This is a genomic window from Gemmiger qucibialis, assembly GCF_027689445.1.
In the GTDB taxonomy this organism is placed as follows: Bacteria; Bacillota; Clostridia; order Oscillospirales; family Ruminococcaceae; genus Gemmiger; species Gemmiger qucibialis.
Window position 1 is genome coordinate 24,686 of the sequence record NZ_JAQFEN010000001.1, and the last position, 13,073, is coordinate 37,758.

Genomic DNA, 13,073 nt, shown 5'->3' on the forward strand with positions numbered 1-13,073 from the left:
ACCATGATTGCACAATGCCTTTACCAGTCCGACCCGAAGAATCTTGCCAGCATGGGCAGGCAGCGTCTTGCTTGTCAGCGCGCCGCCCGCAAATTGCAGTGGGGTGTGCAGAAAGAGCGCATTTCCGAGACAAACGAGCCTGTGCCGCTGCTCATGCGCCCCGCCGTCAAGGAGATTTTACAGGATGCCGAACAGCACCGCTTTGATGTGCTGCTGATCGGAAACCGGGATTCTCTCTGCTGTGATGCCGCTGACATGGAGAGCTTTTTGACCGTGCTGAACTCGTTCAACATCCACATTTTTGCCGGCGGTCAGGGCAGCTGGGTCGAACCGAACGGCCGTCACTACGCGCCCCTGCCCCGCCTGCCGTGGCAGGAGGATGATGTTGCGGAGGTGCCGCAGTGAGAGAAAAATTCAAACACTTTTGCGATACCGCCAATCCCGATTTGCTGCGGCTCGTTATTATTTTTGTTTTGGTCGGGCTACTGTTGGTCGGGTTCCTGCTTTTCGGGCGTTCCGATGAGGGTGCTTCTATCCTGCCTGCATGGGTACAGACCGAGCACGTGGAACCGCCTGACGAACGCCTTACAGTCGCACAGAAAGAAAACCCGGACACTGTGGCGTGGATCACGATTCCCGGCACGAACATCGACGCTCCTGTGCAGCAGTACGGCGACAATGACTACTATCTGCGCCGTGATGAAAAGGGGGCCGAGGATTACCACGGCTGCCTTTATGCCGACTACGCCTGCCGTATGGACAGCAGCGTAAAAGTTTCTCGCAATCTGATTTTTTACGGCCACACCTTTACCGACGAAGATTATACCAGTGGGTTTGAGGATCTGCACAAGTACCGCGTGTTTGAGTTCGGGCAGGAGAACCCGTACATTTATGTTTCGCTGGCGGATGAAAAACTGACGTATCAGATTTTCAGCGTATGGGTCTGCGATGCAAATGCCGATACCGATTGTATTCAGGCTGACCCGGACGATGCAGCATTTCAGCAGATTTTGGACAAGGCTGTTGCCGGCTGTGCGTTCGACTACGGTGTGGACGTGATGACCGATGACCATATCCTGACACTTTCCACCTGCACGGCTGACCCCAACAGCCGCCTGTTGGTCGTTGCCAAGCTGATTGATGGAGGTGGTGTAGATGTAGCATCGTAGTTTTTCGCATTTGATGTAAAGAATAATACGAAGGAGTTATGCAAATGCAATACAAACTCAAACACCGCTTATCTGCGGCACTCATGGCAGGAGCCATGTGCTGCACGATGATCCCCGCTGCCTCGGCCGATGAGATTGCAACGCCGGAGACAGCAGATACGGCTGTTCCCGAAGTTACTGACAGCGCGGCACCGGATATTTCGCAGATCACCGAAAATCTGTACAACGATTTGCCGCATGCACCTACCGGCAGTTACCTCGGCAGCATGGGTCTGCCTGTGGCAACCGGTGAGACGAAAATCAGCATCTCGGCATGGGTGTCTGACCTGTATGATGGTGCCGATGCCCACATAGATGCCGATGCATTGAACGAGGATGAAACAACCATCACTATCGGCAAAAATCTCGATGCAAATTATGCAATCATTCCTCTTCTGGTTCAGACCGAGTACCCGGCAAATGGCGCAACAGCAGAAGTTGTACTGCCAGAGGGAGTGGAGGTTCTCAGCTACGCATCTACTGATGCAGACCTCATTCCTGCCGGCGATGCCGAGCAGTCCAAAATTCTGTATCAGACTTACGCCGAGCAATCTGCGGCTGCAACCGGCTTTTATGTAAAGGCTTTTTCTGACTTCACAGCGCAGTTTGTTTACGCCAGCCCGGACGGCACAACTTTACAGAAATCTATTCATGTACAATTGTCGGATGAAGCAACTCCTACGCAGCTTTATACCGATAATGGTGTTGCAACCCTCGCAGCCGGTCCTACCCCGCCCTATGCCACCGGCAAAATCACCAGCATCGCCAAAGAGGGCGGCACTTGGCTTATTTGGTTCAACGGCCAAGAAGCCTATTGTTGCAGCCATGGTCTGAACGGTCAGCCCAATGGCTGTCCGACCTACGCTTTTGACCATGTGTCTCGCCTTGAGCCCGGTCAGTACACCCCCGGCAACCATTATGCGAACCAAATCAACATTTGGGGTGGCCTCGGTCAGTTGAGTCTCGATATGCTGGACAGCAAGCCCGCTGTTATGAGCGCAGACAATGAACAGACCGCCCTCATCAGCGAAATCTACGATGAAACCCAGCAGTGGATCATTGCCAACTATCCTGATAGTTATGCTGCACAGACCTATGTCGCTGCCGCTGAAGAATTGGCAAACGGCACGGCAGTTCAGTCCGGCGAAAACGGTTATTACACTTACATTTATAATCCGCCTGCTGGCTACGCATGGCAGATTGTAGCACTGGTTGGTGAGGAAATTGCTGGCGGTACCGAAATCCCGGACGTACCGACTGCTCCTGAGCCGCAGTATTATTCTGCTTCTTGGACCGCTCCTGCACAGAGCGCCAGCGGCAGCTTTGATCTGACGTTCACCGTCAACGCCGACAAATACCAGCTGAACACGCTGGAAAAAGTGGATGGCGCAGTCATTACTATCACGCCCAGTCAGACCAGCGGCAGCGTGGACGGCGGCAGTTGGAAGATGACCCCTGCCGGAGCGCAGACCATTACCACATGCGGCCACACGCAGGATGATAGCTTCCACCTCAATGGCGGCGATGGTTCTGCTACATGGGCAGTACATTATGAGGTGTCCAAGACCAGCACCAGCACACTCAGCGGGCAGGAAGGACCGTTCACCAGCCAGGCTGAAGCGGATGCCGCTGCCGAGGCTGCCAAAAATGCAGCCATCAACCAACTGAAAAACGAAGCACAAGGTATGGTAGATGCTGCCATCGCCTCGGCGCGGGCACAGCTTGCAAATATTATGTTTAGCTACGATGAAATCACCATTCCGCACGGCTTCGATACCACGCCCGGCGCTTTGGGTAGCCACCAGACGATTACTGTTCCTGCCAACAGTAGCAACGACTACCAGATGCAGAACGATGAATGGTCTGTAAAGGTGTCGATTGATAAGATTGACAGCGAGACCAAGCAGCAGATTTGCGGGGACGCAGAGTTTGCCATTTTCGAGTGGGATACTGTTCTGCAACGGTATATCCCCACTGGCGGGTATAACCAGTACAAGGTTGAACGTCAAGCAGATGGCACCTACAAAGTCATCAACCATAGCGATTACGCAGGCGGGTCAGACAATATTTATTACACTCAGCGCAACGAAGGTCGTTTTGTCATTGTCGAGCGCCGCGCTCCCAGCGGGTACTACGGTGATTGGACGGATGTGACCAATCCCGGCACGGCTGGTTCCGTGCTGGGCAAACGCGCCTACTCCTTTGAAATCACCAAGGCACTGGACGGTCAGACCATATGGCTGGGTAACGCGGATTATAACGCCGACATCACCACGGCCAACAGCGGCGGCACTCTTATCGACACCGGCGAAGGAATCGTTACTATTAGTTTCGATGAGCGCAGCGGAGACAAATCCTATAGCACTGATCCTACCGGAATTGCCAGCAATGAGAAGTCCTATACCATGCGCGCTGATTCCGCCACCATGCAGAACGACCGCGTTCTCGGCAGCATCACGCTCTCCAAAGTAGACTTGGATGCTGCCCGGTATCTGGTTGCGAGCAGCAACGGTGACAGCACACTCGAAGGCGCCGTGTACGACCTGTACGCCGCCGAGGACATTCACCACCCGGACGGCGTTTCTGGCATCGTCGATTACTCCAAAATCACAGATGCCAGCGGCACCCCTATCTGGCATACCACTGTGCTTACCAACGGCGCATGGAAATCCGATTATCTCCCGGTGCTGAAAAAAGACCACCTTGTTGCCTCCGCCGCCATCAATGACGGCAAGTTGGCATTTTCTAATCTCTACCTGGGCCGATACTACCTTGTGGAGCGCGCCACCGGCATCGTGATCCCGATGGATTCCAACGAGCAGTATTACCTTTCCGGCCAGTATCCCCTGCTCAACAAAAAGTTGGAGCCCACCGGCAGCTATGCCGCCCTCGCCAGCAACGGAGCGGAGTACACCGACTATGTCTACCGCAACCAGTATTCTGCTGTTGCCGAAAGCCGCGCCTTAGACGGCAGTAAGACCTATGACGGCTACTACTTGTCCTTTGCGAAAGGCTATCTCTGTGATGAAGTCAACCACTACCAATCCCTTACTTATGCAGATGAATCCACTTACGTTATCCGCGCTGGAGACGAAACGCAGGATGAAGTGCTGAAATCCGGATTTTCCCTGCAAAAACTGGTGTCCACCACCGGGCAGCCCTCGCCCGCCATCAAGCTGGGTGGTGCCGGGTTTAAGGTGTACCGTATATCGCTGCTGAGCAAGGCAGACCAGTTTACCCAAAATACCGATGGCAGCTACGATGCCGCCAGCATTCTGGATGCCTACCGTAAATCCAGCTACGATCAGGACACCCTGAAATTTGATTTTTCCGCCGAAGAACAGGCTGTCGCCACGATGTACGAGAGCGACACCGCCGCCGTCAACCGCTACAATGCCACCTTGACCGCAGACGGCGATTTTGCCAATGGGCAGGGTCTCGGCTGGGTGCCGACCAACAACGCGCAGGAATACCGCTTATCCGAAATCTTCACTAACGAGGAAGGTATCCTGCGTGTGCAGGGACTTCCCTACGGCCAGTACATCGTCATGGAAACGACGGTGCCAAAAGATGTTTTTCAGGCCGAACCGTTCCTTGTCACCGTCAATGCGTCCAGCCCGCAGAGCAGCTTTACTGTGCCCGCCGGCAGCATCACAACGCCCAGCGGCAGCTACATGACCTACAACATTCTGGACGAAGAGTTGGAGGGCTACTTGCAGCTTGTCAAAATCGACATTGAGACGGGCAAGCCTGTCAAAATTGCCGACACCGCGTTCAACCTTTACTACATTGCCGAGGACGGCCGTGAAACCCTTGTGGAGATGAACGACCCGAAATCTGGTAATGCATGGGCAAAGACCAGCACTTTCTATACAGACTCCAACAGCGAAATGAAGACCCCGGAAAAACTGCCGCTGGGCAAGTACCGCATCGTTGAGGTCGAAGGCCCGCACGGGTATTTCAACGACCGCCAGTACAATGTCGTGTTTGAGTTGACCTCAGATCGTGTGTATCAGGTCAGCGGCGGCAGTGCCGACGGCATGGATGACTATGTCATCACCGAAAACTACTATAACCATGAGACTTTGGGGCAAATCAAGATTCGCAAAATCGGCAACGTGCTGACCGGATACGAGAACGGGCAGTTCGTGTACGAGACGGACAATCTTGCCAATGCCACCTATGAGATCCACGCGCAGGGCGATATTCCTACGCCGGACAATCAAGGCACGCTCTGGTATGCAGACGGTGACCTTGTTGCCACCGTTACCACAGATGGACAGGTGGACGAGGTTCAGTTCAGTCCCACGCGGACAACCGCCACCTATGATTTCTTAAAAGTGACCCACGATGGCACGAAAGGCGAAGTTGCCATTACCCTGCCGCTGGGTACTTACACAATTTCCGAAGTACAGGCTCCTTACGGATATGTCCATACCGACCACACCTATACTGTGGTGCTGGACTGGGATAACCAGTACAACGATCTGGTCCTTGCGAAGACTATCATCGACCACACGCAGGACGGCGATGTTGTGTACAATTACTCTATTATAAATGCAGGCAACGCCAGCGCCGAGCAAATTGAAAAACAGGTTCTTGTCTTTGAAAATTCCCGCGTGCTGCCGGTTGTCGAGGAGGGCAAAGTCGGCGTTGGTCTGTACAAGCTAGACCGCGACACCTGCGACTTGACTGATGAAAAGCCCTATGCAGATGGCTGCAAGACCCGCGCCTCCCTCTTGAACGGTAGCAGCAACCGTGCTGACATTCCGGCTGATGCCAAGATGGTCGCGGGGGCTGTCTATGAGCTGTATACCGCAGACGACATTTACAGTATTTCCGGTGAGCTGCTGGCAGCCGCCGATACGCTGCTGGGGACAGCCACTACCGATGAAAACGGTCTCGCCTATTTTGACGTGGATGTTCCCCTGCGCGGCGAACATTACGGCAGCAGCGATGCCCACGACTGGACGACCAACAGCGGCCGCTACTATCTGCGTGAGGTCAGCGTGCCGGACGGTTACTTGATCGAGCAAAGCGTGATTCCTGTTGAGTTCACCTACGAAAACCAATTTATCGCATGCCAGATTGTTGACTGCCTGCACTCCGACAAGCAGACCACCGTAGAGATCGACAAGCGTGCTTTCACCGCCGATTCCAACGATACCTTTGCCCTGCCCGGTGCCACTTTGACCGTGACCGATTGGAACGGCAATGTGGTGGATAGCTGGGAGTGCGGCGACACGGCCCATGTGATTCGTGAGCTGCATCTTTCCCACGACTTTGCCGGGAACCGCGATACCACCAAAATCTATACCCTGACGGAGACCCGCCCGGCAGACGGCTACGTCACCGCCCGCTCGATTCAGTTCCGCTTGGAGCAGGCCACGGACGACAATGGCTACTTGCAGGAAACAGCGGTCTGGGTGCTGCGCGAATCCAAAGATTCCGAGTACCAATCCGGCAGCATTATCTCCCCCACCGCATTCTCCGATGATACTGTGGCTACGATTCCCGCCAAGCTGCGCGCATTCTGGGATAATCTAATGGGCAAGAATCCCGATGCAGACGGCGTTGTCATTGCCAACTGGTACTGCGTGAACGGCACGCTGGTGGTGAATTTCACCGATGCCGCTAATGACCGCGCCTTTGCCAAGTGCCTGCGGGAGAGCGATTTCTCCGATTTGACGTTTGATACGGTCTATCTGAACGACGCGGCAGCTCCCGCGTTCTTTGCCGATAAGCAGGTTGCAGAAAAGCCCGCCGATGCCGAAATCACCTACTCTGCAAGCTGGATTCTGCTGAAGGATTCCGATGGGTTCAGCCAGACTGTGACGATGCTGGATGCGCCCACCCACGTAAAAATCAGCAAGGCCGATATTACGACTCACGAAGAAATCCCCGGTGCCACGCTGCGTGTGCTGGATAAGGGCGGCAATGTTGTGGACGAGTGGGTGTCCGAGGACACGCCGCACTACATGGAGGCCGTGCTGGTTGCGGGCGAGACGTATACGCTGGAGGAAACCCTTGTGCCTGATAATTCTGGGTATGTGCCTGCCAATTCCATTCAGTTCACGGTCGAGGATGACGGCAAGGTTCAGCACGTTTTTATGCAGGATGACTACACGAAAGTGCAGATTTCCAAAACCGACATTGCCACCGGCACGGAAATCAGCGGTGCAAAGCTAAAAATCACGGACGCAGACGGCAAGACGGTTGCCGAATGGGTCACGGACGGCACACCCCACTATATGGAGCGCATCCCGATGGGTACGTACACCCTGACTGAGACGATGGCTCCCACTGAGCAAGGCTATGTCCGCGCCGAGAGCGTTACCTTTGAGGTTGGCCCTACGGGGGATATTCAGCGCGTGGAGATGAAAGACGACTTTACCAAGGTTGAAATCTCCAAGGCTGACATGACGGATGGCCGTGAGCTGCCCGGTGCGAAGCTGAAAATCACCGATGCCAACGGAAGCTCCATTGCCGAGTGGGAGACCAACGGCCAGCCCCACCGCATCGAGCGCCTGAAGCCCGGTGAGTACACGCTGACCGAGACGGCTGCCCCGGCCGGGTATCTGCTCAGCGAGGAAGTACACTTCACCGTGCAGGAGACCGGGGAAATTCAGAAAGTTACGATGTACGATGCCCCGGCGCATTCGCTGATTTTCACGAAGCGAGATATTGCCACCAATGCAAAGCTGGTAGATGCCCGCTTAACGATCCGCAATGCCTACGGCACGACCATTGACCGTTGGACGACCACAGACGGCGACCATGCCATCCGCGTACTGCCGGAGCGTTCTGCCGCCAAAGACCCGCGCAAAAATCTGCTGCTTTTATCTGACGACACCAGCGAACACGTCTACACGATGGTGGAAGAACTGGCCCCGGACGGCTATCTCGTTGCCGAGAGCATTACGTTCAAGGTCATGCAGATGAACGATGCCCTTGTTGTGTTCGTTTGGCAGGATGGCGGCTGGCAGAAATCTTCCGAGGGGTATCTTGCCATGTATGATGAGCGCACCGATACGCCCGTTCCCCTTGTGAAAACTTTCCCGCAGACCGGCAGCATTTTATAAAAACTGTGCCAAGTTGTTACGCTGCGCACAATTTGAGATAGGAGTGATTTTTTGTCCGTTTCCTGTTTTACTTCCACCAATTCGCATCTCTGCAAGTTCCTGCGCACCACAGGCCGCGATTGGCGCAATACAATCTACATCGAGTGTGGCGACTGCCAGCGCGCCGTGAGCCGCAGTTGCAAGAATCTGCTCTGTGCCTTTGACACGGCCGGTACGCCGGTAATCGTGCCAGTGCATGACGTAGAGTACCTGTTCAGCACCACTGTGGACAAGTCCGAGTGCCGCGCCATCCTCACGAAAGCCAATTTCTGTGAGCTGTACAAAGGTTGGATCGATGAGCACATCCGCGACCCTCACGCCTGCCCGCTGAATGATTTGTATGTCAACTGGGAGATTCCCGATCCTTGCGCGGCGAGGATTTTTCTGAACCGGTAAATAGGCACTAAATAACAACACCCCAAAGTGACTCTTAGCCATTTTGGGGTGTTGTTTGCGTTATCTGTTTCCAATTTTACTTCCATCAATTTGAATATTTGCAAAAATCTGCGTTGCGACTTCGCTACAATCAGCGTATAATCCCCCACATTTAGGCTTGAAGCTCGCTTCTTCTATAAAACATATTTTGTCTTTTCGATTGTATATCATCATTTTATGTTTGACAAAGTCAAGCGTAAAGACTATACTCATTCATCGAAAGGAGATGCTCCATCTGCCATGTATCAAAAGACACTATCCTATTACATCACTATGCTGTACCGCAGTTTCGCAGGCTTCACAGGTGATAAGCTGCAAGAAGTCGGGCTGAATTTCGGGCTTTTGTTTTTTATTGTGTACATTGGGAAAAGGCCGAACTGCACCCCATCGGAATTGACAAAAGAACTATCTCTTGACTGGGGCCACAGTCAAAGATGTATCAACCGCCTTGTAGATGATGGCCTTATTACCAAAGAAAAAAACGGTCGTCATTACATGTTGAATCTGACAGAACGCGGGCAACAAGCATTTACTATCGCTCACCAGGTATTCTTCGACTGGGATGCTGCCTTTATGACAGGACTAACCCCAAAGGAAAAGGCACAGTTGCTGGCTTTACTGGAAAAAGCAGCAGAAAGGATTCCTCATCATGTACGAAACGATCAATAGTCCAATCAATTATGGCGGGCTTGAACTAAAGAATAGAATCATCTTTGCTCCTACGACGTTCGGACTTTCAGATGATGCGTATTTTGAAAAAATCCGCAAAATCGCTGCCGGCGGATGCGCGATGATTATTATCGGAGATGTTCCTGTTGGCAAGAGCCAATTTGAAAAATCTCTGTTTGATAAAAAAGGGTTCGCATATTATCAGAAATTGGCTGAGATTGTCCATAGCTATAACTGTCGCATCTGCGCACAGTTGCATCAGTCTGACTCTAACATGCTGGCTATGCTGAAATATGTGCCCGGTGTACTGACAAAGAAAATCTCCATGCAAGAACTTCGACCTCTGCTGAATGCCGAAGTTGCTCCTTACATTACCAAATTGTCAGTCCACAAGATTCATAAAATCATCAATGGTTTTGGAGAGGCTGCTGTCCTTGCCGTTCGTGCCGGGTTCGACATGGTTCAAATCCATGGAGATCGTATGTGTGGCAGTTTCAGCTCATCCGTTTTCAATCACCGCACCGATGAGTACGGCGGCAGCGCAGAAAATCGTGCTCGGTTTGCCGTAGAATCTGTCCGTGCAGTTCGCAGCCGGTTGCCGGAACTTCCTATTGATTATAAACTGGCAGTCCGACAAGAGGAGCCTCACTATGGTAACGCTGGTGTGGTCGAATCGGAACTGGAAATTTTTGTGCCAATGCTCGTTGGTGCCGGTGTCACCAGTTTTCATGTAACTTTGGCGAACCATTCCAGTTTGGAAGATACAATTCCTCCTGCAAACCATCCTTATTTCAAGGAGCAGGGGTGCTTCTTGAAATTCTGCGATGAAGTTCGACAGTATACTGATAAGCCCATCACCGGTGTTGGCGGGCTGACGCAGCCGGATTTTGTAGAGCAGCAATTAGCCAGTGGGCGTATTAGCTGTGCCGCCATGAGCCGTCAGCTTTTAGCTGATCCCGAATGGCCGAACAAAGTTGCAGCAGGACAAATCAAAGATATTCATCGCTGTGTCCGTTGTAACAAAAAGTGCCTTGGCGGCTAGCAGCAGCATCAAGGCACTCATTGTATTTATGAAAAAGGGTGAAGGAAATGAAATACTCTATCGTATTTAGCAGCGTAACCGGCAATACTCGCCAATTGGCCGATGCCATCCTCTCCGTCCTTCCGCAAGAAAACTTACGCTATTTTGGACCTCCGGCCGAAATCGCGCTTGAAGCAGACCGCCTCTATGTTGGTTTTTGGACGGACAAGGGGCATTGTAATAAAGAGATTTCAACTTTTTTGAAAGGCGTAAAGGGCAAAGAAATTTTCCTGTTTGGTACCGCCGGGTTCGGTGGTAGCCAAGAATATTTCGATAAAATTCTTGACTCTGTTCAGAAGCACATCGACCGTAGCAATACTGTAATTGGCACTTTCATGTGCCAGGGCAAAATGCCTGCATCTGTGCGTGAGCGCTATGTGAAAATGAAGAACAGTCCCCTGCCTATCCCGAACATCGACAAGATGATTGAAAACTTTGATAAAGCCATTTCGCATCCGGATTATGAGGACATAGACCGCTTAAAGGGTTCCATCACACAAGTCTAAAAAGTGTTAATGCAAAACGGCTTCTATTTTATTTATTAGCAGCATTTTAAAGGGAAAGAATTCGCTCCAAAATGAGCAGATTCTTTCCCTTTTTATTGAAATTTCTTTTTGTTACGCTTCTTTGGTGTTCAGAGTTTCTGCCTTATCTGCTTTACAACCTCCAAGTGTCTATTTGCATAAAACTTTTTTACGGCATCGTTTGCGTGCTCAGCCTCTGAATGCAGAGCGTTTTCCAATTCCTCAAAGTTTTTCCTTGTGGTTTCTATATCCGTCTCGTCACGTTCTACTACGCCACCCCTAAAAGATATTTCTTTTAATGTGGTTAGCATTTCTTGCTGTTCCGATATATTTGCTTCTTTGTACGCAGAGACAAATGCAGTAAGTAGTTCGTCATCAAAGCATACAAGTACTATAGATTTTGCTGCAAGACCTTTTTCGTATGTTGGGTTCTTTAAGTAATCCATAAAGAAAATTTCATTCATTAAGTATGGCCACTGATCTTGAAACTTTTCTATTTCCTTATTGAGCGTTTGCTCTTGTGGTGTCAGTCTAGTTTCCTCCTCGTCTCTCATGAGTCTTCGGTGTCCACGTTCTTCACAAATATCTCCCTTTATAATTTTAGCTTTTCTATTATGGAAGCCTTGAATCATTCTTGCATCATCAACGTCACACTGTATAGGAACACCTATTTTGCGGAAATCATCAAGTCTTCCTAAAAGAGCCACATAATCATCCGTTGTTAGCTTTCCATCATATGCCTGCTGTAATACTTGTGGCAGCCCCCGATCGATAATCTCTTGGCTCAACTCCCAGAAAGCTTTATCGAGGACTTCCCTCTCCGGAGCAGTTTCCTTTACGGAAAAGCGTTGTCTCAAAGCAGTTTTTATCCGCTGTTCATCCCACTCGCCTTCAATCATCCAACGAATAAGCGGTTGAATTCGATATTGTGCGTTATATCTTTTATACTTACTATTTTCATCATCTTGTATTGTCTGCCATGGCGGGGATTTCCGTTTTTTATCCTCTGACGTTCTTTCCAAAAAGTTGAAAGTGTATTCATCATATTCGTTCAATTTTTTGTAGTTTCCGCCTTTCACTTCGAAAAGGTATGCAGCAAACACATATAGCGCACCGCCCATACCATCAGTAGGAAGTTTCAGGCGACACCATAATTCATACACACGTTCAAAATCTATCAAACATGATTTGAATGTTCTGAGATTACGGGTCTCGCTTTCTTCGAATACTTGGAATAGCTTTGGGCTTTCCGTTTTCAAAAATTCCGTGTATTCACTTGTTTTCGCCTTGTAGTTTCCAATCATTTCCTGTTGGATTCTTCGATATTCCACATCCAACTTGACTGTTCGTTCTACAACTTTTTCCTTAAAAGTTTTGTAATTTTCCTCGTCTTTTATATTATCCTCTGATGCAATTATTACCGTCTTAATTCCTTTGTCTTCTACATAGGTGTTTATAATTCCCAATAAATCAATTACGCCAATTTTGCATCGTTCAAAATCGTCAAATACTAAAACTAATTTCTTTTTTACAGGTTGCTCTTCCCCTGCAACTATACAATAGACTTCTTTTTCAATCGGTAAAAAATCATAGACATCAATGGACAGCAACATATTCGCACTTTTTGCTATTTTTTTGATTTTTCCAAAGTCGAACAATTCGCCAAAAGCCGCTACCTTTTCTGAAAGCTGTTTTACGACATTCACACCTTTTGCAATATGTCCTTTCCCCGATTTTTCTGCCTTATTGAATGTCTGGGCATATACCACAGCTTCCTTTACCTTTTTGGTTAATGTATTTGTATCCTCAATTCCGAATAGCGACACAACCGCCATCAAATATTGGGGGCCCTGATTCAATTTCCTTTCTATTTGGCGCATTAGATATGTCTTCCCGCTACCCCATTTTCCAGTAACGAGCAGTGCACCATTCTGTTCCTGCTCTTTTATATAATTTTCAATTTCTTCTATTGTTTTCACAGAAATCATTCCTCCCATATCATTTCAGAAACTACAAGTGCTTTTAGTCTAGACTT

At 50.3% G+C, this 13,073-nt stretch carries 8 protein-coding genes; 7 read left to right on the top strand and 1 reads right to left on the bottom strand.

Going from position 1 to position 13,073, the window contains the following annotated elements; genetic code table 11:
• Positions 1-3: 3 nt before the first annotated feature.
• The 7 genes from PG062_RS00130 (at position 4) to bilS (ending at position 11,020) form a co-directional block, all read left to right on the top strand.
• Entirely contained in the window at positions 4-405 is a 402-nt protein-coding gene (locus PG062_RS00130) for a recombinase family protein (protein ID WP_270442270.1), read from the top strand.
• Entirely contained in the window at positions 402-1,169 is a 768-nt protein-coding gene (locus PG062_RS00135; protein WP_270750471.1) for a class B sortase, read from the top strand. The genes PG062_RS00130 and PG062_RS00135 overlap by 4 nt, the downstream gene beginning before the upstream one ends.
• A 44-nt stretch (positions 1,170-1,213) precedes the next feature.
• Positions 1,214-8,290, top strand: coding sequence for a SpaA isopeptide-forming pilin-related protein (locus tag PG062_RS00140; protein WP_270750472.1), 7,077 nt, complete (start codon positions 1,214-1,216; stop codon positions 8,288-8,290).
• Positions 8,291-8,341: 51 nt separating this feature from the next.
• A complete protein-coding gene (locus tag PG062_RS00145) occupies positions 8,342-8,725 on the top strand; it encodes a hypothetical protein (protein WP_270750473.1) in 384 nt (127 codons plus the stop codon).
• Positions 8,726-8,941: 216 nt separating this feature from the next.
• Positions 8,942-9,433 carry a bilirubin utilization transcriptional regulator BilQ gene (gene bilQ / locus PG062_RS00150; RefSeq protein WP_270750475.1) on the top strand — a complete coding sequence of 164 codons (492 nt, stop codon included), beginning with the start codon at positions 8,942-8,944 and terminating at the stop codon, positions 9,431-9,433.
• Positions 9,414-10,475, top strand: a complete 1,062-nt coding sequence (gene bilR, locus PG062_RS00155; RefSeq protein ID WP_270750476.1) for a bilirubin reductase — start codon at positions 9,414-9,416, stop codon at positions 10,473-10,475. Before bilQ ends, bilR begins: the two co-directional genes overlap by 20 nt.
• 47 nt (positions 10,476-10,522) lie before the next feature.
• Positions 10,523-11,020: a flavodoxin family protein BilS gene (gene bilS / locus PG062_RS00160; protein WP_270750477.1), complete on the top strand. Its 498-nt coding sequence runs from the start codon at positions 10,523-10,525 to the stop codon at positions 11,018-11,020.
• Positions 11,021-11,148: 128 nt separating this feature from the next.
• On the opposite strand, the gene PG062_RS00165 is transcribed toward bilS, so the two are convergent.
• The gene (locus tag PG062_RS00165; RefSeq protein ID WP_270750478.1) at positions 11,149-13,017 is read right to left on the bottom strand and encodes a P-loop NTPase fold protein; all 1,869 of its coding nucleotides are present in this window, start codon (positions 13,015-13,017) and stop codon (positions 11,149-11,151) included.
• Positions 13,018-13,073: the final 56 nt, after the last annotated feature.

Bases quoted from the DNA above. Each gene is read 5' to 3' on its own strand.
- PG062_RS00130 (WP_270442270.1), top strand. From the start codon at position 4: ATGATTGCACAATGCCTTTACCAGTCCGACCCGAAGAATCTTGCCAGC.
- PG062_RS00140 (WP_270750472.1), top strand. From the start codon at position 1,214: ATGCAATACAAACTCAAACACCGCTTATCTGCGGCACTCATGGCAGGA.
- bilQ (WP_270750475.1), top strand. From the start codon at position 8,942: ATGTTTGACAAAGTCAAGCGTAAAGACTATACTCATTCATCGAAAGGA.
- bilR (WP_270750476.1), top strand. From the start codon at position 9,414: ATGTACGAAACGATCAATAGTCCAATCAATTATGGCGGGCTTGAACTA.
- bilS (WP_270750477.1), top strand. From the start codon at position 10,523: ATGAAATACTCTATCGTATTTAGCAGCGTAACCGGCAATACTCGCCAA.